This window comes from Streptomyces sp. NPDC096323, from assembly GCF_040302845.1.
Lineage (GTDB): Bacteria > Actinomycetota > Actinomycetes > Streptomycetales > Streptomycetaceae > Streptomyces.
In genome coordinates this window covers 437991-460401 of sequence record NZ_JBEOSI010000002.1, presented here as the reverse complement: position 1 = coordinate 460401, position 22411 = coordinate 437991, and the positions used below count along the sequence as shown (strand labels likewise).

The window sequence follows — 22411 nt, the reverse complement described above, 5'->3', positions numbered from 1 at the left end:
CCCCCGCGGCTGCCCGGACCGCTTTTCAGTCCAGGTAGCCGCGGAGCTGGTCGGCGAAGGCGTGGTCCCGCAGCTTGCTGAGGGTCTTGGACTCGATCTGCCGGATGCGTTCGCGGGTCACGCCGAAGATCCGCCCTATCTCCTCCAGCGTGCGCGGCCGCCCGTCGGCCAGTCCGTAGCGCAGCTGGACCACTTTGCGCTCGCGCTCGTTGAGCGTGGAGAGCACCGCCTCCAGGTGTTCGCGCAGCAGCAGGAAGGCCGCGGACTCCACCGGGGACGCGGCGTCCCCGTCCTCGATGAGGTCACCGAGCGAGACGTCGTCCTCCTCGCCGACCGGGGCGTGCAGGGACACCGGTTCCTGGGCCAGGCGCAGGACCTCCCCGACCCGTTCCGGTGTCAGATCCAGCTGCTCGGCGACCTCCTCGGGCGTCGGCTCGTAGCCGCGCTCCTGGAGCATCCGGCGCTGGACCCGGACCACGCGGTTGATCAGCTCGACGACATGGACCGGGACCCTGATGGTCCGCGCCTGGTCGGCGAGGGCGCGGGACATGGCCTGACGGATCCACCAGGTCGCGTACGTCGAGAACTTGTAGCCGCGGGCGTAGTCGAACTTCTCCACCGCCCGGATCAGCCCGAGGTTCCCCTCCTGGACCAGGTCCAGCATCGTCAGCCCGCGGCCCACGTAGCGCTTGGCCACGGAGACGACGAGACGGAGGTTGGCCTCGATCAGGCGGCGCTTGGCCATCCGCCCCATGACCACCAGCCGGTCCAGGTCGACGGCCAGCCGGGTGTCGGGGTCCGGGGTCCGGGCCAGGTGCTCCTCGGCGAACAGGCCGGCTTCGACGCGGCGGGCGAGTTCCACCTCGTCGGCGGCCGAAAGGAGCGGGATGCGGCCGATCTCGCGCAGATACTGGCGGAAGAGATCGGACGACGGCCCGCCGGTCTCGAGGCGGCCGCGCGGCTCCGGTGGTTCGGGGAGCTCCGACTCCTCCATGACGGCCTCGGGCGGGTCAGGTGGTGCTTCGGGCGGATTCTGCGGGGCGGCCGGGGGTGTCGGCGGGTCCGCCGCGGCCTCGGGGTGGTGAACGGCCCGGGACTGCACGGGGATGGCCGGGACACGCTCGGTTTCGGTCACGGTCCGGGTCTGCACGGGGGCGACCTCCAGGTGATCGCTGCCGGACCGCGGGAATGGAGGACCACCGTTCGGTGGGCCGGCCGCGCGTCCGATGACTCAGGCACCGCCACCCAGTGTGGGGTACGACACACAGCCGCCACGAGGGGCGTGCGGGGACTTTCTGGATCCGGTCCGTGACCGGGCGATTACCAGTACGGGCGCGGGGAGTTGGCGGGCCCGGGCCGCCGGGTGGGCGCCGTCAGAGCGCGGCGGCGCCGTGGTTGCGCAGGGACTGGGAGTACTGCTGGAGGACCCACACCTCGTTCTGCGCGGCGGCCAGGTGGTCCGGGGACACATTGCTGCCGAGACGGGCCAGGCTGCCCTGGACCTCGTTGATCCGGCGGTCGACGGCGCGCAGACGGACCTTGACCAGGTGCTCGCCCGCGTACGCCTCGTCGATCGACTTGCCGTGGAAGACCTCGACCGCGAGCTCCGTGACCAGCTTGCGCACCGCGTCGTTGGGCGTCGCGTCGAGCACCTGCACGAGATACTCGCGGGTCTCGGGCACGCCGAGCTCCGCTCCGCCCGCCTCCGCGATGCACTGGCGGACCGCGGCGTACGGCGGGGCGGTGAACTCGTCGATCCCGTACGCGTCGAACGCCGGGGAGACCAGGGCGGGCTTCTGCAGGGCGAGCTTGAGCAGCTCGCGCTCGGTGCGGTGGGCCGGGCTGCGGAGATTGAGCGCCGGGCCCGCGGAGGCGGCGGGCGCCTGGATCTCCTGGCGCCGGGACCCGCCGCGCGCGGCGGGCGCGGGGCCCCGGTCGCCCCGGCCCCGGGCCCACTGGGCGAGCTGGTTGACCCGGTGCACGACGTACTCCTGGTCCAGGATGCCGACGAAGCCGGCCAGCTGGACGGCGACCTCGCGCTGCACGCTGCCCGTCTTGATCTTGGCGACGACCGGGGCCGCCTCGTCGAGCGCGGCGGCACGCCCCGCCGGGGTCTCCAGGTCGTAACGGGCGACGATCTGGCGGAGCGCGAACTCGAACAGCGGGGTGCGGGGTTCGACCAGGTCGCGGACGGCCTCGTCGCCCTTGGCCAGGCGCAGATCGCACGGGTCCATGTTGTCGGGAGCGATCGCGATGTACGTCTCCGCCGCGAACTTCTGGTCGTCCTCGAAGGCGCGCAGGGCGGCCTTCTGACCGGCCGCGTCCCCGTCGAAGGTGAAGATCACCCGGGCGCTGCCGTTGTCCATCAGGAGGCGGCGGAGGATCTTGATGTGGTCGCCGCCGAACGCCGTGCCGCACGTGGCGATGGCGGTGGTGACCCCGGCGAGGTGGCAGGCCATCACGTCGGTGTAACCCTCGACGACGACGGCCCGGCTGGCCTTCGCGATGTCCTTCTTCGCCAGGTCGATGCCGTACAGCACCTGGGACTTCTTGTAGATCGCCGTCTCGGGGGTGTTCAGATACTTCGGGCCGTTGTCGTCGTCGCGCAGCTTGCGGGCGCCGAAGCCGACGACCTCGCCCGAGGTGTCACGGATCGGCCACATCAGCCGGCCCCGGAAGCGGTCTATGGGGCCGCGCCTGCCGTCCTGGGAAAGGCCCGAGGCGATCAGTTCCTTGTCGCTGAAGCCCTTGCCGCGCAGGTACCGGGTGAGGTGGTCCCAGCCCGCCGGGCTGTAGCCCACGCCGAAGTGCGCGGCCGCCGCCTGATCGAAGCCGCGCTCCGCGAGGAACTTGCGGCCGATCTCCGCCTCGGGGCCGTCCAGCTGCTCCACGTAGAACTGGGCGGCCGCCTTGTGCGCCTCGACCAGCCGGATCCGCTCGCCGCGCTGGTGGGACGGGTTGTACCCGCCCTCCTCGTACCGCAGGGTGATGCCGGCCTTCGCGGCGAGCCGCTCGACGACCTCCGCGAACGTCAGGTGGTCGATCTTCTGCACGAAGGCGATCGTGTCGCCGCCCTCCTGGCAGCCGAAGCAGTGGAAAAGACCCTTGCTCGGACTGACCTGGAACGACGGTGACTTCTCGTCGTGGAAGGGGCACAGGCCCTTGAGGTTTCCCCCGCCCGCGTTGCGCAGCTGGAGGTACTCCGAAACGACGGCGTCGATCGGGACCGCGTCCCGGACCGCCTTCACGTCGTCATCGTTGATCCTGCCTGCCACGGTGTGAAGTCTACGGGTGCGGTACGACAGCCCGTCTCCATCGTCGCCCCGGTCCGGCGGGCCGGTTCCGTCCTCAAGCGCCGGACGGGCTTGTGGTGCGGGTGCCCTCGCGGGGTGCGCGGCGGGGTGCGGGTGCGCCCACGTCCGGCGGGTGGGGGCGGGGTCCCTCCGGGGCGTCTCCTCAGAAATGGCGCGTTCACCCGGGTCCGCTGCGTACCCACCGAACGTTCGTCGTCCGAGGAGACGCCCCGGAGGGACCCCGGCCCCCACACACACAACGGGGTAGCGCGCCGCCCCGCGGGGGGCCCGCACCGGAGGGGGAAACTCAGGTCAGGGACGCCAGCCCTACTGACGGGTCGGCCAGCGCGTCCGGGTCGATCGGGTCGCCGTTTTTGATGAGTTGCTGGATGGGCTCCGTGACATCCCACACGTTCACGTTCATGCCGGCCAGCACCTTGCGGTCCTTCAGCCAGAACGCGATGAACTCCCGCTTGCCCGCGTCGCCGCGGATCACGACCTGGTCGTAGCTGCCCGGCGGCGCCCAGCCCGAGTATTCGAGGCCGAGGTCGTACTGGTCGGAGAAGAAGTACGGGACCCGGTCGTAGGCGACGTCCTGGCCGAGCATGGCGCGGGCCGCCGCCGGACCGGTGTTCAGCGCATTGGCCCAGTGCTCCACGCGGAGCCGGCCGCCGAGCAGCGGATGGGCCACGTTGGCCACGTCACCGGCCGCGAAGATGTGCGGGTCGCTGGTGCGCAGCGAGGCGTCGACGGCGATGCCGCCGCCTTGCTCGCGGGGGGCGATGTCCAGGCCCGCCGCCTCGGCGAGCGCGGCGCGCGGTGCGGCGCCGATCGCGGCGAGGACGTCGTGGGCGGGGTGTTCCTCGCCGTCGTCGGTGCGGACCGCGAGGACCATGCCGTCCTGGCCGACGATCTCGGTGAGCCGGCCGCCGAAGTGGAAGCGGACGCCGTGGTCGCTGTGCAGGTCGGTGAAGAGCTGGCCGAGCTCGGGACCGATGACCCGGAGCAGTGGGGTGGCCTCCGGTTCGACGACGGTGACCTCGGCGCCGTATCCGCGGGCCGCCGCGGCGACCTCCAGGCCGATCCAGCCGGCGCCGGCGATCACCAGGTGGCCGTTGTCGCGGCCGAGGGCGGCCAGCACGTTGCGCAGCCGGTCGGCGTGGGCGAGGCGGCGCAGGTGGTGGACGCCCGCCAGGCCGGTGCCGGGGATGTCGAGGCGGCGTGGTTCGGCGCCGGTGGCCAGGAGCAGCTTGTCGTAGTGGACGACGGTGCCGTCGCCGAGTTCCACGGAGCGGGCTTCGCGGTTCAGCGCGGTGACGGGCTGGCCGAGGTGGAGTTCGATGTCGGCGCCGGCGTACCAGGCGGTCTCGTGGACGAAGACGCTGTCGCGTTCCTCCTTCCCGCCGAGGTAGCCCTTGGAGAGCGGCGGGCGTTCGTACGGATGGTCGCGCTCATCGCCGATCAGGATGACCCGGCCGCTGAATCCTTCCGCGCGGAGCGTCTCCGCTGCCTTCGCTCCGGCCAGCCCTCCGCCGACAATGACGAACGTCCGATGTGCGTCGACCACTTGATGCCTCCTCGGTGCTTGCTGCGCGGCGCCAACTGCGAGCGTCCCGCACGCAGCGTGATGGCGAAAGAGGGTGTGACCCGATCAGGTCACACCGAGTGGTCATGGGCCGGTTTGGCGCGGATGAAGCCGGCGCCCCTGCGCGTCACGGTACGTGTACCCAGCACGTCAGCCGCGGGGCGAGGTGAGCGAGTGGTGCAGGGCGCGGGCCGAGGCGTCGGTCAGGGCGGCGATCTGGTCGACCAGGACCCGCTTGCGGGCACGGTCGTCGGGGGCGGTCTCGTAGAGCGCGCGCAGCTGGGGCTCCAGCCCTTCGGGGGCGCGGGCGGTCAGTGCCGCGGCCAGCTCGGCGATGACGATCCGCTGGTCGGCCCGGATCGCTTCCTGCTCGGCGCGCTGCATGACGTAGCGGTCGGCGACCGCCTTGAGGACCGCGCATTCGTTGCGTGTCTCGCGGGGCACGACGAGCTCCGCGCCGTATCTGCCGAGGCGTCCGGTGCCGTAGGCCTGGCGGGTGGCGCTCTCGGCGGCGAGGCAGAAGCGGCCGATCAGCTGGCTCGTGGCGTCCTTGAGCCGGGCCTGGGCGACGGCCGATCCGTCGTAGCCGTGCGGCCACCACTCCTGGCCGATCAGCCGGTCGAGCGCGTCGGACAGCTCCTGGGGGTCGGTGTCGGCGGGGACGTACCGTCCGATGGCGACGGACGCGATGTCCTGGCGCTCCGGCTCGGCTTCGAGGCAGTTGGGGTCGATGTGCCCGGCGTGCAGCCCGTCCTCGAAGTCGTGGACCGAGTACGCCACGTCGTCGGACCAGTCCATGACCTGGGCCTCGAAGCACTTGCGGCCGTGCGGGGCGCCCTCGCGGAACCAGTGGAAGACCGGCAGGTCGTCCTCGTACACCCCGAATTTCGGCGATCCGGGGTCGGTGGGATGGGCGCCGCGGGGCCAGGGGTACTTGGTGGCGGCGTCGAGCGCGGCGCGGGTGAGGTTGAGCCCGACGCTGACCAGTTCGCCGGTGCGGGTGTCGGGCACGAACCGCTTGGGTTCGAGGCGGGTCAGCAGCCGCAACGACTGGGCGTTGCCCTCGAAGCCGCCGCAGTCGGAGGCGAAGTCGTTGAGCGCCTGTTCGCCGTTGTGCCCGAAGGGCGGGTGGCCCATGTCGTGGGAGAGGCAGGCCGTCTCGACCAGGTCGGGGTCGCAGCCGAGCGCGGCGCCGAGTTCGCGGCCGACCTGCGCGCACTCCAGCGAGTGCGTGAGCCGGGTCCGCGGGCTGGCGTCCCAGACGTGGCTGCGGGTGCCCGGGGTGACGACCTGGGTCTTCCCGGCGAGCCTGCGCAGGGCCGCGGAGTGCAGCACGCGGGCGCGGTCGCGCTGGAAGGCGGTGCGGCCCGGCCTTTTGTCCGGCTCGGTGTCCCAGCGTTCCGCGTCGGCGGCGCCGTAGGGGGCCGTGCCGGGGTCCTGTGTGCCGTACGCGGTGTCCGTGCCGTCCGTGCCGTTCATGGTGCCGACACTAATCCGCCGGACTGACAGGACGGCTCAGGCGGAGGCGAGGAAACGTGTGTTCATCAGGGTTTCGTGCGCGGGTGCGCCGCTCGCGCGGGCCTGGTCGTAGCGGTGGAGCAGCAGGCGTGCCATGGCCGGGTGGGCGCCGAGCGGGGCGGCCGCGATCCAGGGCGCTTGTGCCGCAGCGGCCGAGGCGAAGCGTCCGGGGGCGGTGAAGTACGAGGCGATGGCGACCCGTCGGCGGCCTCGGGCGGCCAGCGCGCGCAGGGCGGTCTGGACGGTGGGCGTCGCGGCGGAGGCGTACGCGGGCACGACGGGCACCCCGCCGAGCCGTTCGCTGAGCAGGTGCGCGGTGCGGCGGGTGTCGGCGGCCGATTCGGGGTCGCGCGAGCCTGCGGCCGCCAGGACCACGGCGCTGTCGCGGTTGCCGTCGTCCTCGGTCCGCCAGCCCGCCTCGGTGAGCCGGCCGTGGAGCGCCTCGATCAGGAACGGGTGCGGCCCGAGGGGGCCGGCGGTACGGGTGCGCAGGGCGGGGGCGCCGGCGACGGCCTCGGGGATGTCCTGCTTCACGTGGTAGCCGCGTCCCAGCAGCAGCGGTACGAGGACCGCCTCGCCGCTCCCCAGGGCGCGCAGGGTGTGCGGGAGGAGGGGTTCGTTGAGCTCGATGTGGCCGAGCCGGACGTCGAGCCCCGGCCGCAGTTCCCGTACCCGGTCCAGGAGCTCCGTCACCGTGTGCAGCGCCCGCGGGTCCCGGCTGCCGTGGGCGACGGCGACGAGTGCGGGGGCGGCGGGTATCAGGGGGCTCACGTTGCTGTGCGGGGGCTGCTGCGGGGTGCGGTCCATGGGCCGTCGGGTTCCGTTCAGGGAGACGAGGCTGAGCTGGGTGCCGAGCTGTGCGGTGATACGGGTCAGCAGTTGCGCCGTGCTGTCGAGGGGCAGGGACTCCTGTGGGCGATCCGGTGCCGACTGCGTCATGGACCGATGGTGCCGGGCGCAGGTTGCCGCGTCGTTGCGCGCCGGTCACAGCCGTTTTCCGCCGCCTCACGGGAAGCCCGTGTGCGATGTCAGGCGCCCGGCGTCAGGTGGCCGTCCCGGACCGCGGCCGCCGGCCGCACGCCCTCGGCGAACAGCCGCTCGATGACCGCGGCGACCCCGTCCTGCTCATTGGTCGCGGTGTGCGCCGCCACGGCGGCCAGCACGGAGGGGTGCGCGTTGGCCATCGCGTAGCCGGTGCCCGCCCAGGAGAGGACCGTGAGGTCGTTGGGCATGTCGCCGAACGCGATGACCTCGGTCGCGTCGATGCCCCGGGCGGTGCACAGCACCTCCAGGGTGCCGGCCTTCGTGACGCCGGGCGCGCTGATCTCCAGCAGTCCGCGCCCACCCGAGTGGGTGAGCTGCACCTCGTCGCCCGCGCCCTGGCGGGCGGCGGCCAGCAGGGTGTCGGCGTCGAGCCGGTCCGACCAGGCGAGCAGCTTGGTGACGGGGGCCTCGGTGAGCCACAGGTCGGCGAGGGAGGGGACGGGGAGCTCGGCGCCGGCGTCTTCGGACATGCGGAGGCGGTAGGCGGGTTCGTACAGCACCTGGTTGCCGGTCTCCAGGGCGAAGCCCACCTCGGGCAGCGCGGCCGCCAGTGCGGTGGCCACCTGCCGGGCCGTGGCCAGGGACAGGACGCGGGAGGAGACGACGGTGCGGCTCGCGATGTCGTAGACGAGAGCCCCGTTGCTGCAGACCGCGGTGCCGGTCAGGCCGGTGGCCTCGGCTAGGCGGTCGACGAACCGGGGCGGTCTCGCGGTGACGATGACGATCTCCGCGCCGGCGTCCTCGGCCGTGCGCAGGGCGCGCCGGGTGCGGGGGGAGAGGGTGCCGTCGTTGCGGAGAAGGGTGCCGTCGAGATCTGAGGCGATCAGCCGTGGGAGCAACATCGGCCGATGCTACCGATGGTGGCGACGGAGAACCGATCCGGCCGTCCGCTCGTCAAGCGGGAGAGGGACGGTGTGGCACGACGACAGGGATGTGGGGGCTCGGATGCGGATGAGGACATGGGGAGGGCGTGCGGTCCGGGCGCTGCGGCGGTCCGCCGTCCGGCTGCCGCGGACCCGGCGGGGGCGGCGCCTGGCCGTGCAGGGCGTGATGGTGGCGTGTGTGCTGGCCCTGGCCCCGGCCACCTGGCTGCACACGGTCGCCGATGCCCGGGTCAGGACGGCGGCGGACGTGCCCGCGCAGCAGGTCGCGGTGGTGTTCGGCGCGGGGCTGTGGCAGGGCAAGCCGTCCCCGTACCTCGCCAACCGGCTCCGGACGGCGGCGGGGCTGTACCGGGACGGGAAGGTGAAGGTCGTGCTGGTGACCGGTGACAACAGCCGGGTGGAGTACGACGAGCCGGACGCCATGCGCACGTTCCTGGTCGCGCACGGGGTGCCGGACAGCAGGATCGTGAGCGACTTCGCCGGCTTCGACACCTGGGACTCCTGCGTGCGGGCCAGGAAGATCTTCGGCGTCGAGCGGGCCGTGCTGGTGAGCCAGGGGTTCCACATACGGCGGGCGATCGCGCTGTGCCGGGCCGCGGGAATCGACGCGTACGGCGTCGGGGTCGACGCCGTACACGATGTGACCTGGTACTACGGCGGAACGCGGGAGGTGTTCGCGGCGGGCAAGGCCGCGCTGGACGCCCTGTTCGAGCCGGATCCGCACTTCCTGGGGCCCAAGGAGCGCGGCGTGGAGGATGCGCTGGGGGCGGCTGCCCGGTGACGGTACGCGCACCTCACCGCGGGGTGCCGGGCGGGCTGAGGTGCGCGTACCGGCGGTGTAACCGGGAGCGGGCACCTGTGTAACACCCGGCTCGCAGTCTGGGGGCATGACCAGCACCGCGCCTGCCGCCATCGCGACCCACTGCCCGTACTGCGCACTGCAGTGCGGCATGAATCTGCGCCCGGTCTCCGGCGACGCGGTCGTCGAGGTGGAGGAGCGCACCGCCTTCCCCGTGAACCGGGGCGCCCTGTGCGGCAAGGGCCGGTCCGCGCCCGCCGTCCTGTCCTCCGCGGTCCGGCTGACCGGGCCGCTCGTACGCGATGCGGTGAGCGGGGAGCTGGAGCCGGCCGGCTGGGACGTGGCGCTGGCCCGTATCGCCGAAGGGCTGCGGGGGACGCGTGCGGAGCACGGGGCCGACGCCGTGGGAGTGTTCGGCGGCGGTGGGCTGACCAACGAGAAGGCGTACGCGCTGGGCAAGTTCGCCCGGGTGGTGCTCGGGACCTCGCAGATCGACTACAACGGACGGTTCTGCATGTCGTCGGCGGCCGCCGCGCACCAGCGGGCCTTCGGTCTCGACCGCGGGCTGCCGTTCCCGCTGGAGGACATCCCGCGCACCGGGTGCGTGATCCTCGTGGGATCCAACCTCGCGGAGACGATGCCGCCCGCGCTGCGCTATCTGACCGAGCTGCGGGAGAACGGCGGCCGGCTGATCGTCATCGATCCGCGCCGCACCAGGACCGCCGAGCAGGCGGACCTCCATCTGGCCCCGCGGCCCGGCACCGATCTCGCGCTCGCGCTCGGCATGCTCCACCTCGTGGTGGCGCAGGGCCGGGTGGACGAGGAGTTCGTACGGGAGCGCACCAGCGGCTGGGACGAGGCGCGGGCCGGGGTGATGGCCCACTGGCCGGAGCTGGTGGAGCGGCTGACCGGCGTCCCGGTGCCGCAACTGCGGGCGGCCGTCGAGATGTTCTGCGACGCCGAGAGCGGCATGGTGCTGACCGCGCGCGGCCCCGAGCAGCAGGCGAAGGGCACGGACACCGTCGGCGCCTGGATCAACTTCGCGCTGGCCACCGGGCGGGCCGGCCGGCCGCTGTCCGGCTACGGCTGCCTGACCGGGCAGGGCAACGGCCAAGGCGGTCGCGAACACGGCCAGAAGGCGGATCAGTTGCCCGGATACCGCAAGCTCACCGACCCGGCGGCGCGCCGCCATGTCGCGGGCGTGTGGGGGGTCGATCCGGACTCGCTGCCGGGGCCGGGGCGCAGTGCCTACGAGCTGCTGGACGCCCTGGGAGGCGAGGTGCGGGCGCTGCTGGTGATGGGGTCGAACCCGGTGGTGTCCGCGCCGCACGCGGGTCATGTGGAGAAGCGGCTGAAGTCGCTGGACTTCCTCGCGGTCGCCGACGTGGTGCTCTCGGAGACGGCCGCGCTGGCCGATGTGGTGCTGCCGGTGACGCAGTGGGCCGAGGAGACCGGGACGACGACCAATCTGGAGGGCAGGGTGCTGCTGCGCCGGCGCGCGGTGACCGCGCCCGAGGGCGTCCGCAGCGACCTGGACGTGCTGCACGGCCTGGCCGGCCTCCTCGGGCACGGGAAGGGCTTCCCGGCCGACGCGGAGGAGGTGTTCGACGAGCTGCGCCGGGCCTCGGCGGGCGGCCCGGCGGACTACGCCGGCATTACGTACGAGCGGATCGCGGCCGAGGACGGCGTCTTCTGGCCGTGCCCGGACACGGACCACGCCGGTACGCCGCGGCTGTTCCTGGACCGGTTCGCGACGGACGACGGGCGGGCCAGGTTCGTACCCGTCACGCACCGCCCGTCCGCCGAGGAGACGGACGCGGAGTATCCGGTGGTGCTGACGACCGGCCGGGTCGTCGCCCAGTACCAGTCGGGGGCGCAGACCCGCCGGGTCGCGGAGCTGAACGCCGCGGCCCCGGGGCCCTTCGTGGAGCTGCATCCGCGGCTCGCCGAGCGGATCGGGGTGGCCGAGGGCGGACCGGTGGCGGTGACCTCACGGCGCGGGCGGGCGGTGGCGCCCGCGCGGATCACCGTGGCGATCCGCGAGGACACCGTGTTCATGCCGTTCCACTGGGCGGGTGAGGGCCGGGCCAACACGCTGACCAACCCGGCCCTGGACCCGGTGTCGAAGATGCCGGAGTTCAAGGTGTGCGCGGTACGCGTGGAGGCTGCGGGCGCCCCTCAGGGCGCGGTCACCGGGGCGGTTTCCGCCGACACCCAGCCCAGGTAGCGGGCGCTGCCCCGGAGCACCGGCAGGGCGATGATCTCCGGGGTGTCGTAGTCGTGCGCCTGCTGGAGGTACGCCTCCAGCTCGTCGTACCGCTCGGCCGTCGTCTTGAAGGACAGCTGCCACTCCTCGGTGGTCTCGATGGCGTTCTGCCAGCGGTAGACCGAGGTGAGGGGCGCGGAGATCTGGACGCAGGCGGCGAGTCGCGCCTCCACCGCGCCCTGCGCCAGGAGCTTGGCCTTCTCCTCGCTGTCCGTCGCGGTCAGCACGGTCAGCCATGCGGGCGGTGTCACCTGGGGGCTCCTCGGATCGGTGGTGGTCTCCTTCCCCGATTGTCGGGCCCGCACGGCCGGGGCGCAGTCAGACTCCGTACGGATGCGCCGCCCGGGCGTCCTTCAGCGCCCGGCCCCACCAGAGCAGTTGGTCCAGGAGCGTCTTCGCCGCGGCGTCGGGGCCGACCGGGTCGCGGTGCCGCCCCTCGTCGTCGAAGAGGGCGCCCGCGTTGTGGAACGAGACGCTGTCGCGGATCGAGACGGCGTGCAGCTCGGCGAAGACCTGCCGCAGGTGCTCGACGGCGCGCAGACCGCCGGAGACCCCGCCGTACGAGACGAAGGCGACGGGCTTGGCCTGCCATTCGGTGAAGTGCCAGTCGATGAGGTTCTTGAGCGGGGCCGGGTAGGAGTGGTTGTACTCCGGGGTGATGACGACGAAGGCGTCGGCGGCCGCCAGCCGGCCCGAGATCTCGGCCAGCCGGGCCCCGCCCTCGGGTCCGGGGCTGTGGGAGAGGGCGGTCGGGAGGTCGAGCGCGGCCACGTCGACCACGTCGGTTTCGATGCCGGGGTGGCCTTCCGTACGGGACTGGAACCATGCGGCGACGACGGGCGCGAACCGGCCCTCGCGGTTGCTGGCGACGATGACGGCGACCTTGAGCGGGGCGGTCGTGGGCAGAGTGGTGGCCGTGGTTCCGGCTGTGGTGAGGTCCATGCGAAGAGGTTCGTACGTCAACCGCGGTTGAGGTCAAGCGGTCGCCGCGGGCCCGCCCACCCGGCGCGTCGGCATACGGTGAGCGGCATGACGCCTCCCGCAGCCGCACCCCTTCCCTACGCCGAGTTCGACGGACATCCGGCCACCGAGGACGACCTGCGCAGGGCCGCCTTCTTCAACTACGGCCATTTCACGGCCATGCAGGTGAGGGGCGGCCGGGTACGCGGTCTGGAACTCCATCTGGAGCGGCTCGACTCGGCGAACCGGGAGCTGTTCGAACTCCCCCTGGACGGCGGCCGGGTACGCGAGCTGATCCGGCACGCACTGCACAGCAGGGGGACACCGGACGCCTCGGTGCGGGTGCACGGACTGCGGCCGCCGGGCGCCGCCGCGACGACCGTCATGGTCACTGTGCGCGGGCCGGTCCGGATGAGCCCCGAGCCGGTCGGCCTGATGTCCGTCCCGTACGCGCGCACCGCGCCGCACCTCAAGCGCCCCGGTGACTTCGGCCAGACGTACTACGGGGAGCTCGCCCGCCGGGCCGGGTTCGACGACGCGCTGCTGACCCTGCCGGACGGCGCGGTGACCGAGGGCGCGATCACCAACATCGGTTTCTGGGACGGCACTTCGGTCGTCTGGCCCCAGGCGCCCGCGCTACTGGGCATCACCATGGCGCTGCTGGAGCGGGAGCTGCCCGGCGCGGGCGTGCGCTCGGTGCGCCGCACGGTGGCGAAGGACGGGCTGGGCGCCTACCGGTCCGCGTTCGTCACCAACTCGCAGGGCATGGCCGCGGTCGCCCGGATCGACGACTCGGCCTTCGCGGTCGACGAGGAGCTGATGAAGCGGCTGGCGGCGGCGTACGAGGCCGCACCCTGGGACACCGTCTGAGAGCGACCGGCACAGGAGAGAGGCGGCCGGTCGGGCCCCGGGGCGTCCGGCCTGCCGCCCCGGGGGACGATGGACGCATGCAGATCCCCGCCGAAGGAACGCCGTCGCCCATCCAGATCCACATCGAGGGCTCCCGCCTGCCCGGCCGCGTCTGCGGGCCCGGCGGCGACTTCGCCGGCCGCGAGAACATCCATGTGGGCGTGCAGCGCAAGGACCGGCCCGGTGAACTCCTCGGGCTGCACCCCGGCGACGCCCCCGCCGCCCACTGGACCCTGGACTGCACCGCCACCGAAGGACCGGACGGCGTCGAGGTGAACGGGCCGTACGTGCAGAACCGGCTCGGCGGGCGGTTCGTCTATCTGTCGTGGGGCACGGTCGACGGCGACGGCCTGTTCTCCATGTTCCGGCGCGCCAAGCTGATGTTCGCCGACATCGGCGGGGACGTCCTCGAAGCGGCCGCACGCTCCGGGCACCTCACCGCGACGCTCCCTCTCTCCGACGCCAAGGGGCAGCCGCTGTGCGCCAGGGTCCGGCCGCCCGTCATCACGTGGTCCGCGGGCGCGCCCGTCTGACGGCGCCGTATCCCGGCACAAGACGAACCGCCCCCACCGGGGCCAGGGGGGGCGGGCCCGGTGAGGGCGGGGGCCGGGGGGAGCTGTGCGCTCCGTCCCGTGGGGGGTGTCGGTCGTGTGCCCCCGGGCACCCGGATCATGCGTGTGACGTGCGCCACTTTTTCTCGAAGGGGTGTCACCCGATCGGCACCGGATGCGAGAGAGCGGGACCTGTGACCCCTCATCACCGCTGTGACCTGCGCGCATGGGCGGTGGCAAGGAGGCAGCGCCGGTCCGATCGGGTGAAAGCTGATTGGGTGTCAGCAGGCATGGGTGGCGAGCCGGCCGTTAGCTCGGATCAGGACACACCAGCCCGCGCCATCCCGCTCGGAGGAACCCCCCATGCGCAGTCCTGCCCGCCTCGTGACCGGCACAGCCGCCGCGGCCCTCGCCGCTGCCGCACTCGGCCTCAGCGCCGCCGCCCCGTTCGCGTACGGGGACGAGGCGGCGCCACTGGAGATCACTCCCACGAGCGCCTCACCGGGCGCCACCGTCACCGTGAACACCACCGCCTGCGGCAGCGACACCGCCGCCACCGGTGACGCGAGCGCGCTGAACGCCTCCGAGTTCGCCCTGGCACCGGCCACCCTCGAGGAGGTCCTGGCCGGTTCGTTCCGGGTGCCGGGCAGCATCGAGCCGGGGCCGTACCGCATCGGCGTCGCCTGCGAGAACGGCAAGCACGCCACCGGGGAGATCGAGGTGAAGGCGGCGGGCACCGCGGGCAAGGACAGCGCCGCCGGGTCCGCCGAGGAGGACTCCCCCACCGGTGCCGGTCTGCCCACGGACCTGTACGACTCGGAGGAGTACGACCCCACCGGTCTCGACGAGGCCGAGGCATCCGGTTCGGCCCTCGTGCCGGACGCGCCAGGTCTCGCCGAGGACTCCGGTTCGGCCCTCGTCCCGGACGCCCCCGCGCTCGCCGAGGACTCCGGTTCGGCCCTCGTCCCGGACGCCCCCGCGCTCGCCGGGCGCTCCACGCCCACCGCCCGCCCGACCCCCTCCGCGCACGAGAGTTCCGCCGGGCACGACAGCTCGTCCGGCGGGCACGAGATCCCCTCCGGCCACCGCACCTCGGCCGCGCCCACCGCCCCCACGGGGCATGTGAAGACCGGTGTCGGCGGCAGCGTCGGACCGGACACCACCCAGATCGCGGCGGGAGCCGGCGTACTCGCCGCGACCGCCGTCGGCGGAGCCTGGCTCCTGCGTCGCCGGGCGAGCGGCACGCAGGACGGCAGCTGACGGAGACTTCCACCTCTCCGTACCGCCCGGTGTCCGTCCCGGTGGCCCCGCGCCACCGGGACGGGACCGTATCCGCCTCTCGTCATCCGGAGGACGACCGTGTCCCAGAAGGCCAAGGGCTGGCTGCTCGTCGTCGCGGCGCTGGCCGGACTCTGGCTCGTCCGCAACGGCGCCGAGACCCGGCTGACCCCGCCGGCCCCCGCCTCCGCCGACGCCTTCGCCGCCGGTCCGGACCTGCTGCCCGGATCACCGGTCGCGCAGCCGCTGCGCCCCTCGGCGCCCGTCCGCATCACGATCCCCGCCATCCGGGTGGACGCCCCGGTGATGCGGATCGGACTCGGACCGGACAGCAGCCTCGACGTACCGCCGGCCGGGAACACCGACCTCGTCGGCTGGTACAAGGACGGCCCGCCGCCCGGCGCCAAGGGAACCGCGCTCGTCGCCGGCCATGTCGACAACGCCGAGGGCCCGTCCGTCTTCTACGACCTGGGGTCGGTGAAGAAGGGCACCACCGTCGAGGTGCTCCGCGAGGACGGCCGCACCGCCGTCTTCTCGGTCGACGCGATCGAGGTGTACGAGAACGACGACTTCCCCGACCGGCGGGTGTACGGCGCCTCGGAGCACGCCTCGCTGCGCCTGATCACCTGCGGGGGCGGATTCTCCGAGTCCACGGGCTACCAGGGCAACGTGGTGGCGTACGCCCATCTCACCGGCGTGCGCTGAGGGGCCGTGCCGGTCAGCCCTGCCACTGGTCGAAAGCGAGCTTCGCGACCAGCGAGAAGACCACCACCAGCAGTACCCCGCGGACGAACTCGCTGCCCTTGCGCAGCGCCATGCGCGCCCCGAAGAGGCCGCCCGCCAGGTTGAACACCGCCATCAGCGCGGCCGGCTGCCACATCACGTTGCCCTGGTACGCGAACATCGCCAGGGCCCCGCCATTGGTGCAGACGTTGACGATCTTGGCGGTGGCGGAGGCCGTCACCAGGTCGAGGTGGAGCACCGCGGTGAGCGCCAGCACGAGGAAGGTCCCGGTGCCCGGCCCGAACAGCCCGTCGTACAGCCCGATCCCGCCGCCCACCAGGACGATGGCGGTGACGGTGCGGGCCCGGGTGACCCGGGGCGCCGTACCGTCCTCGGCGGCCCGGCCGAACTGGGGCCGCAGCATCACGAACGCGGCGACGGCCAGCAGCACGACCATGATCACCGGGCGGAGCACCTCACTGCTGATCCCGGCGGCGAAGAAGGCGCCGCCCATCGATCCGGCGAGTGCCGCCAGCCCGATCCGTACCGCCGTGCCGACGTTCACCGGCGCCTTGCGCGCATAGGTGACGGCGGCGCCCGAGGTGCCGACGATCGCGACCGCCTTGTTCGTGCCGAGGATCTGGGCGGCCGGGACGTGTGGCAGACCGAGCAGCAGCGCGGGCAGCAGCAGCAGTCCGCCGCCCCCGACCACGGCGTCGATCCAGCCGGCGGCGGCTGCCGCGAGGCAGAGCACGACGAGGGTGGTGAGGGTGATGTCAGGCATGATCACGACACTAGGGAGCGGGTACGTGCCCCGTCCAACGGCCCCGGGATTCTTGAGCCAATTCTGAGCTCCGCGCCCCCCTCTCCCCTCACAGGCGCTTCCCGCAGGCGCTGAGCGCAAGGTTCCTCCCGGGAAACAGAGGGGATCCGGACGGGTAACACCCCCCGGGCACGCTTCCTGTCATGAGTACACGGACGGAGAACACGGCGCGGGTGGTGGTGATCGGCGCCGGGATGGCGGGCGCACGCCTGGCCGCCCGGGTGCCCGATGTCACCGTCATCGGCGAGGAGTCGCACGCCCCCTACAACCGGGTGCTGCTGGCCGAGGTGCTGGCCGGGCGGTATCCGGCGGACGTGATCGCCCTCCCCCCGGCCGAGGTCAGGCGCGGGGTGCGGGTGGTGCGGATCGACCGCGACGACCGGCTGGTGCACTGCGACGACGGAAGCGTCGTGCGCTACGGACGGCTGGTCCTGGCGACCGGCTCCAACCCGGTGCTCCCGCCGCTACGCGGGCTCGGGAACACGATGCCCGACGGGGTGCACGCCTTCCGCACCCTCGACGACTGCCTGGCGTTGCGCGCCTCGGTGCGGCCGGGGGTGAACGCGGTCGTCATCGGCGGCGGCCTCCTGGGCGTGTCGGCGGCCCGCGCGCTGGCCGAGTGCGGCGCCCAGGTGGTGCTGGCCCAGCAGGGCGAGCACCTCATGGAGCGGCAGCTCGACGCGGAGTCGGCCGGACTGCTGCGGAGCCATCTGGAGTCCCTCGGCGTCGAGGTGCACACCGAGTGCCGGGTCCGCGGTCTGCGCTGCGCCGACGGCGCGGTCCGTGCGGTGGAGATGGCCGACGGTTACGAGCTGGCGGCCGAGATCACCGTGCTGGCCTGCGGCGTACGTCCCCGGACGGGCCTCGCGCAGGCCGCCGGTCTGGAGGTCCGCAAGGGCGTCGTCGTCGACGACGAGCTGCGCACCTCCGATCCGTACATCCACGCCGTCGGCGACTGCGCCGAGCACCGTTCCACCGTGTACGGGCTCGCGGGTCCGGCGCTGGAGCAGGCCGATGTGCTCGCCGAGGTGCTGGCCGGGCGGGCCGCCCGGTACGACGGCACCCGGGCGCTCACCCGGCTGACGCTGAACGGCCCGGACGAGCCCGGCACGGGATCGCTCGATCTCGCCGCCTTCGGGGACTCCCGGCCGCTGCCCGGCGACGACGTGATCCGGCTGGCCGACGCCACCCGGGGCGCGTACCGCACGGTCGTCGTCCGCGGCGACCGGCTGGCGGGCGGTGTGCTGCTCGGCGATCTCGCCGCGGTCGGCACCCTGGCCCGCACCTGGCAGGACGACGCCCAGCTCCCCGCCGAAACGTCCCTGCTCCACCTGCTCACCAACGACGGAGGCTTCTGAGATGCCGGTGTCCACTTTCCCGACCGCCCACACCTCCACCGCAGCAGCCGTGCCGACCATCGTGGTCGTCGGGCACGGAATGGTCGGCCAGCGTTTCCTGGAGGCCCTCGCCGACCGTGGGCTGACGGCCACCGCCGGCACGGCCCGGGTCGTCGTCCTCTGCGAGGAGCCCCGCGCCGCCTACGACCGGGTGCAGCTGACCTCGTACTTCTCGGGGAAGACCCCCGAGGACCTGTCGCTGGTCGAGCAGGGCTTCATGGAGCAGCACGGCTTCGAGCTGCGGATCGGTGACCCCGCCGAGTCCGTGGACCGCGAGGCGCGCACGGTCACCGCGCGCTCCGGCGAGACCTTCCGTTACGACACGCTGGTGCTGGCCACCGGCTCCTACCCGTTCGTCCCGCCCGTCCCGGGCAAGGACACCGAGGGCTGTTTCGTCTACCGCACGATCGAGGACCTGCTCGCGATCGAGGAGTACGCGAAGACGGCGACGACCGGCGCGGTCGTCGGCGGCGGGCTGCTCGGCCTGGAGGCGGCGGGCGCGCTGAAGGGGCTCGGACTCGACACCCACGTGGTGGAGTTCGCGCCCCGGCTGATGCCGGTCCAGGTCGACGAGGGCGGCGGCGCGGCGCTGCTGCGCACCATCGAGAACATGGGCCTGACGGTCCACACGGGCGTCGGCACGCAGGAGGTCACCGCGGGCGAGGACGGCTCGGTGAACGGGATGTCGCTCTCCGACGGCTCGTCGCTCGCCACGGACCTGGTGGTCTTCTCGGCCGGTGTCCGGCCCCGCGACCAGCTCGCCCGGGACTCCGGTCTCGCGGTCGGCCAGCGCGGCGGCATCATCGTCGACGAGGAGTGCCGCACCTCCGACCCGGCGGTCTTCGCGATCGGCGAGTGCGCGCTCGCCTCGGACGGCCGGGTGTACGGCCTGGTGGCCCCCGGCTACGAGATGGCGCAGACGGCCGCCGAGGTGATCGCGGGCAAGGAGGCCGCGTTCACCGGCGCGGATCTGTCGACGAAGCTGAAGCTGCTCGGCGTGGACGTGGCGTCCTTCGGTGACGCCCACGGCACCTCCGAGGGATGCCTGGACGTCGTGTACGCGGACTCCCGCTCCGGCGTCTACAAGAAGCTCGTGATCGGCCAGGACGGCACGCTGCTCGGCGGGGTGCTCGTCGGGGACGCCGACCAGTACGGCACGCTGCGCCCGATGACGGGCACGGTCCTGCCGGTCGCCCCCGAACAGCTGGTCCTGCCGGCCGGCGCGGGCGGCCCGGTCACCCTCGGCCCCTCCTCACTGCCCGACGAGGCCGTGATCTGCTCCTGCCACAACGTCACCAAGGGCGCGATCTGCGAGCACACCACGCTGCCCGAGGTGAAGAAGTGCACCAAGGCGGGCACGGGCTGCGGAAGTTGCGTCAAGGTCATCGGCCAGCTGCTCCCGCAGAGCCAGGACAAGGGCCTGTGCGGCTGCTTCACGTACACCCGCAGCGAACTGTACGAGATCGTCCGCACCCTGGGGATCACCTCCTACGCCGAGCTGCTGGACTCGCACGGCCGTGAGCAGGCACGCGGCGGCGACGGCTGCGAGGTCTGCAAGCCCACGGTGGGGTCCATCATCGCCTCGCTGGCGCCGACGGTCGGCGCGAGCGGCTACGTCCTGGACGGCGAGCAGGCGGCCCTCCAGGACACCAACGACCACTTCCTGGCCAACCTCCAGCGCAACGGCTCCTATTCCATCGTGCCGCGCATCCCCGGCGGGGAGATCACCCCGGAGAAACTGATCGTGATCGGCGAGGTGGCCCGGGACTTCGGCCTCTACACCAAGATCACCGGAGGTCAGCGGATCGACCTGTTCGGCGCTCGCGTCGACCAGCTTCCGCTGATCTGGACGCGACTCGTCGACGCGGGCTTCGAGTCGGGGCACGCGTACGGGAAGTCGCTGCGGACGGTCAAGTCCTGTGTGGGGCAGACCTGGTGCCGCTACGGCGTCCAGGACTCGGTGAAGATGGCGATCGACCTGGAGCTGCGCTACCGGGGCCTGCGCTCCCCGCACAAGCTGAAGTCGGCGGTGTCCGGCTGCGCCCGCGAGTGCGCCGAGGCCCGCGGCAAGGACTTCGGGATCATCGCCACCGCCCAGGGCTGGAACCTCTACGTGGGCGGAAACGGCGGCGCCACCCCGCGCCACGCGGACCTGCTGGCCCAGGACCTGTCGGACGCCGAACTGGTGCGCCTCATCGACCGGTTCCTGATGTTCTACATCCGCACGGCGGACCGGCTGGAGCGCACCTCGACCTGGCTGGACCGGATCGAGGGCGGCCTGGAGCACGTACGGGACGTCGTCGTCCACGACTCGCTGGGGCTCTGCGACGAGCTGGAGCGGCTGATGGCCGACCACGTACGCGGCTACCGCGACGAGTGGGCCGAGACCATCAACGACCCGGAGCGGCTGCGCCGCTTCGTCACCTTCGTCAACGCACCCGACGCTCCCGACCCGTCGGTGAAGTTCGTCCCGGAACGCGACCAGGTCAAGCCCGACCTGGACATCCTCGCGGGCCCGGTTCTCGCCATCCGCACTCTTGAAGGGACCGCCTCCTGATGACGACGCAGACGATGACCGAGACGACGGAGACCGCGCCGGACACCCGGGTCATCCGGCTCGCTGCCGGAGACGACTGGCTGACCGTCTGCGACCGCTCGCTGCTGACGCCGGGCCGCGGGGTGGCCGCCCTCCTCCCGGACGGCCGGCAGGTCGCGCTGTTCGTGGACCGGGCGGGGCGTACGTACGCGATCGACAACCGCGACCCGTTCACCGGCGCGTACGTCCTCTCGCGCGGCCTGGTCGGTTCGGACGGCGGGCAGCCGTTCGTCGCCTCCCCGCTCCTGAAGCAGCGCTTCGACCTGGCGACGGGCGCGTGCCTGGACGACGACGAGGTCTCGGTGCCGGTCTTCGAGGTCCGCGCGGACTGATCGAGATCCGTCTTCGAAGTCCGCGCGGACTGATCGACGTACGCCTCCGAGGTCCGCGCGGGCCGACCGCGACCGGTCTTCGAAGTCCGCGCGGAGTGATGGAGGTCCGTCTTCGAGGACCGTTCACCGGGCGTTGACGCCCCGTCAACTGCGTCCCTCTACTGTCCTGACGTTCGACCCGCCGGGCCGACCGGACCGGCGGGCCCTCACGTCACCCGTGGAGTGATCGTGGAACGTCGGACCTTCTTGCGCACAGCGGTGATCGGCGGCTCGGCGGCGGCCTTCGGCGGCACCCTGTGGCGGGGCGCCGCCTTCGCCGGCCCCGCCCAGCCGGCCACCGGCCCGTACGGCGCGCTGCAAGCGGCCAACGGCAACGGCATCCTGCTGCCGAGCGGCTTCACCAGCAGGATCATCGCCCGCTCGGGGCAGACCGTCCCCGGCACCTCGTACGTCTGGCACAGCGCTCCCGACGGGGGCGCCACGTTCGCCGACGGCAGCGGCTGGATCTACGTCTCGAACGCCGAGGTCTCCTCCGGCAGCGGCGGCGGAGCGAGCGCGGTGCGTTTCAACGCCTCCGGAACCGTCACCTCCGCCTTCCGGATCCTGTCCGGCACCAACAACAACTGCGCCGGCGGCAGGACGCCGTGGAACACCTGGCTGTCCTGCGAGGAGGTCAGCCGCGGATTCGTCTACGAGACGGACCCCTGGGGCGTGAACGCGGCCGTGCAGCGCCCGGCGCTGGGCCGCTTCAAGCACGAGGCGGCGGCGGCCGACCCGGACCACGGGTACGTCTACCTCACCGAGGACGAGACGGACGGCCGCTTCTACCGCTTCCGCCCCACCACCTGGGGCAACCTGTCGTCCGGCACCCTGCAGGTCCTGGTGGCGGGCACCGGCACCTCGGGCCCCGTGACCTGGACGACGGTCCCCGACCCGGACGGATCGCCCACCCAGACCCGCTACCAGGTCTCCGGCGCCAAGGTGTTCAACGGCGGCGAGGGCTGCTTCTACGCGGCGGGCACCTGCTGGTTCACCACCAAGGGCGACAACCGGGTCTGGGCGTACGACGCGAACGCGTCCAGCATCTCGCTCGTCTACGACGACTCCCTGGTCACCGGCGGCAGTGCTCCGCTGACCGGCGTCGACAACGTCACCCGGTCCGCCTCGGGTGACCTGTACGTCGCCGAGGACGGCGGGAACATGGAGATCTGCCTGATCACCCCGGACGACACCGTCGCCCCGTTCCTGCGGATCAACGGCCAGTCCGGCTCGGAGATCACCGGTCCCGCGTTCTCCCCGGACGGCTCCCGGCTCTACTTCTCCTCGCAGCGCGGGACGAGCGGAAGCTCCTCCGGCGGCATCACCTACGAGGTCACCGGGCCGTTCCGCGGCTGAGCGGCGGCCCGGCCGTGCGGCGGCCCGTACCGGCGCCGCACGGCTGTCTCCGCCGCCG

General features: G+C 72.8%; 18 protein-coding genes and 1 pseudogene. 10 read left to right on the top strand and 9 right to left on the bottom strand.

Going from position 1 to position 22411, the window contains the following annotated elements; all coding sequences use genetic code 11:
- Positions 1-25: 25 nt before the first annotated feature.
- From ABTX18_RS06035 to ABTX18_RS06010, 6 genes are all read right to left on the bottom strand, one after another.
- The gene (locus ABTX18_RS06035) at positions 26-1150 is read right to left on the bottom strand and encodes an RNA polymerase sigma factor (RefSeq protein ID WP_352121521.1); all 1125 of its coding nucleotides are present in this window, start codon (positions 1148-1150) and stop codon (positions 26-28) included.
- Between the two features lie 223 nt (positions 1151-1373).
- Positions 1374-3275 carry a DNA primase gene (gene dnaG / locus ABTX18_RS06030; protein WP_352121520.1) on the bottom strand — a complete coding sequence of 634 codons (1902 nt, stop codon included), beginning with the start codon at positions 3273-3275 and terminating at the stop codon, positions 1374-1376.
- Between the two features lie 325 nt (positions 3276-3600).
- Positions 3601-4860, bottom strand: coding sequence for an NAD(P)/FAD-dependent oxidoreductase (locus tag ABTX18_RS06025; RefSeq protein WP_352121519.1), 1260 nt, complete (start codon positions 4858-4860; stop codon positions 3601-3603).
- Positions 4861-5028: 168 nt separating this feature from the next.
- Positions 5029-6357 carry a deoxyguanosinetriphosphate triphosphohydrolase gene (locus ABTX18_RS06020; RefSeq protein ID WP_352121518.1) on the bottom strand — a complete coding sequence of 443 codons (1329 nt, stop codon included), beginning with the start codon at positions 6355-6357 and terminating at the stop codon, positions 5029-5031.
- Positions 6358-6393: 36 nt separating this feature from the next.
- Complete coding sequence (locus tag ABTX18_RS06015; RefSeq protein WP_352121517.1) at positions 6394-7335, bottom strand: sirohydrochlorin chelatase; 942 nt, start codon at positions 7333-7335, stop codon at positions 6394-6396.
- Between the two features lie 89 nt (positions 7336-7424).
- Positions 7425-8267, bottom strand: coding sequence for a Cof-type HAD-IIB family hydrolase (locus ABTX18_RS06010; protein WP_352121854.1), 843 nt, complete (start codon positions 8265-8267; stop codon positions 7425-7427).
- A 118-nt stretch (positions 8268-8385) separates the two neighbouring features.
- Between ABTX18_RS06010 and ABTX18_RS06005 the strand changes: the two genes are divergently transcribed.
- Together ABTX18_RS06005 and ABTX18_RS06000 are read left to right on the top strand one after the other, a co-directional pair.
- On the top strand, positions 8386-9105 hold the full coding sequence (locus tag ABTX18_RS06005) for a SanA/YdcF family protein (RefSeq protein WP_352121516.1): 720 nt from the start codon (positions 8386-8388) through the stop codon (positions 9103-9105).
- Positions 9106-9211: 106 nt separating this feature from the next.
- On the top strand, positions 9212-11350 hold the full coding sequence (locus ABTX18_RS06000; RefSeq protein ID WP_352121515.1) for a molybdopterin oxidoreductase family protein: 2139 nt from the start codon (positions 9212-9214) through the stop codon (positions 11348-11350).
- Here ABTX18_RS06000 and cutA read toward each other — a convergent pair.
- Positions 11302-11640 (bottom strand): divalent-cation tolerance protein CutA, encoded by a 339-nt coding sequence (gene cutA, locus ABTX18_RS05995; protein ID WP_352121514.1) that lies wholly within the window; start codon positions 11638-11640, stop codon positions 11302-11304. The two genes, ABTX18_RS06000 and cutA, sit on opposite strands and share 49 nt — an antisense overlap.
- A 67-nt stretch (positions 11641-11707) precedes the next feature.
- Positions 11708-12331 carry an NADPH-dependent FMN reductase gene (locus ABTX18_RS05990; protein ID WP_352121513.1) on the bottom strand — a complete coding sequence of 208 codons (624 nt, stop codon included), beginning with the start codon at positions 12329-12331 and terminating at the stop codon, positions 11708-11710.
- Positions 12332-12418: 87 nt separating this feature from the next.
- On the opposite strand from ABTX18_RS05990, the gene ABTX18_RS05985 reads away from it, so the two are divergent.
- From ABTX18_RS05985 to ABTX18_RS05970, 4 genes and pseudogenes are all read left to right on the top strand, one after another.
- A complete protein-coding gene (locus ABTX18_RS05985) occupies positions 12419-13219 on the top strand; it encodes an aminotransferase class IV family protein (protein WP_352121512.1) in 801 nt (266 codons plus the stop codon).
- A 77-nt stretch (positions 13220-13296) separates the two neighbouring features.
- Positions 13297-13791 (top strand): DUF5990 family protein, encoded by a 495-nt coding sequence (locus ABTX18_RS05980; protein WP_352121511.1) that lies wholly within the window; start codon positions 13297-13299, stop codon positions 13789-13791.
- 1128 nt (positions 13792-14919) lie between these two features.
- Positions 14920-15069: pseudogene (locus tag ABTX18_RS35825) on the top strand (GVDTG sorting domain-containing protein); the annotation flags it as partial.
- Positions 15070-15168: 99 nt separating this feature from the next.
- A complete protein-coding gene (locus tag ABTX18_RS05970; RefSeq protein WP_352121510.1) occupies positions 15169-15792 on the top strand; it encodes a class F sortase in 624 nt (207 codons plus the stop codon).
- A 13-nt stretch (positions 15793-15805) separates the two neighbouring features.
- Here ABTX18_RS05970 and ABTX18_RS05965 read toward each other — a convergent pair whose 3' ends face one another.
- Positions 15806-16594, bottom strand: a complete 789-nt coding sequence (locus tag ABTX18_RS05965) for a sulfite exporter TauE/SafE family protein (protein WP_352121509.1) — start codon at positions 16592-16594, stop codon at positions 15806-15808.
- A gap of 182 nt (positions 16595-16776) precedes the next feature.
- Here ABTX18_RS05965 and ABTX18_RS05960 point away from each other — a divergent pair, with 182 nt between their 5' ends.
- The 4 genes from ABTX18_RS05960 (at position 16777) to ABTX18_RS05945 (ending at position 22353) form a co-directional block, all read left to right on the top strand.
- Positions 16777-17991, top strand: coding sequence for an NAD(P)/FAD-dependent oxidoreductase (locus ABTX18_RS05960; RefSeq protein WP_352121508.1), 1215 nt, complete (start codon positions 16777-16779; stop codon positions 17989-17991).
- A 1-nt stretch (position 17992) separates the two neighbouring features.
- Positions 17993-20587, top strand: coding sequence for a nitrite reductase large subunit NirB (gene nirB / locus ABTX18_RS05955; protein WP_352121507.1), 2595 nt, complete (start codon positions 17993-17995; stop codon positions 20585-20587).
- A complete protein-coding gene (nirD, locus tag ABTX18_RS05950) occupies positions 20587-20958 on the top strand; it encodes a nitrite reductase small subunit NirD (protein ID WP_352121506.1) in 372 nt (123 codons plus the stop codon). The genes nirB and nirD overlap by 1 nt, the downstream gene beginning before the upstream one ends.
- Positions 20959-21186: 228 nt before the next feature.
- A complete protein-coding gene (locus tag ABTX18_RS05945; protein ID WP_352121505.1) occupies positions 21187-22353 on the top strand; it encodes an alkaline phosphatase PhoX in 1167 nt (388 codons plus the stop codon).
- Positions 22354-22411 lie beyond the last annotated feature (58 nt).

Coding starts and splice junctions, on each gene's coding strand:
- ABTX18_RS06020 (WP_352121518.1), bottom strand. CDS start 6,357: ATGAACGGCACGGACGGCACGGACACCGCGTACGGCACACAGGACCCC.
- ABTX18_RS06015 (WP_352121517.1), bottom strand. CDS start 7,335: ATGACGCAGTCGGCACCGGATCGCCCACAGGAGTCCCTGCCCCTCGAC.
- ABTX18_RS06005 (WP_352121516.1), top strand. CDS start 8,386: ATGCGGATGAGGACATGGGGAGGGCGTGCGGTCCGGGCGCTGCGGCGG.
- ABTX18_RS06000 (WP_352121515.1), top strand. CDS start 9,212: ATGACCAGCACCGCGCCTGCCGCCATCGCGACCCACTGCCCGTACTGC.
- ABTX18_RS05990 (WP_352121513.1), bottom strand. CDS start 12,331: ATGGACCTCACCACAGCCGGAACCACGGCCACCACTCTGCCCACGACC.
- ABTX18_RS05985 (WP_352121512.1), top strand. CDS start 12,419: ATGACGCCTCCCGCAGCCGCACCCCTTCCCTACGCCGAGTTCGACGGA.
- ABTX18_RS05980 (WP_352121511.1), top strand. CDS start 13,297: ATGCAGATCCCCGCCGAAGGAACGCCGTCGCCCATCCAGATCCACATC.
- ABTX18_RS05965 (WP_352121509.1), bottom strand. CDS start 16,594: ATGCCTGACATCACCCTCACCACCCTCGTCGTGCTCTGCCTCGCGGCA.
- ABTX18_RS05960 (WP_352121508.1), top strand. CDS start 16,777: ATGAGTACACGGACGGAGAACACGGCGCGGGTGGTGGTGATCGGCGCC.
- nirB (WP_352121507.1), top strand. CDS start 17,993: ATGCCGGTGTCCACTTTCCCGACCGCCCACACCTCCACCGCAGCAGCC.
- nirD (WP_352121506.1), top strand. CDS start 20,587: ATGACGACGCAGACGATGACCGAGACGACGGAGACCGCGCCGGACACC.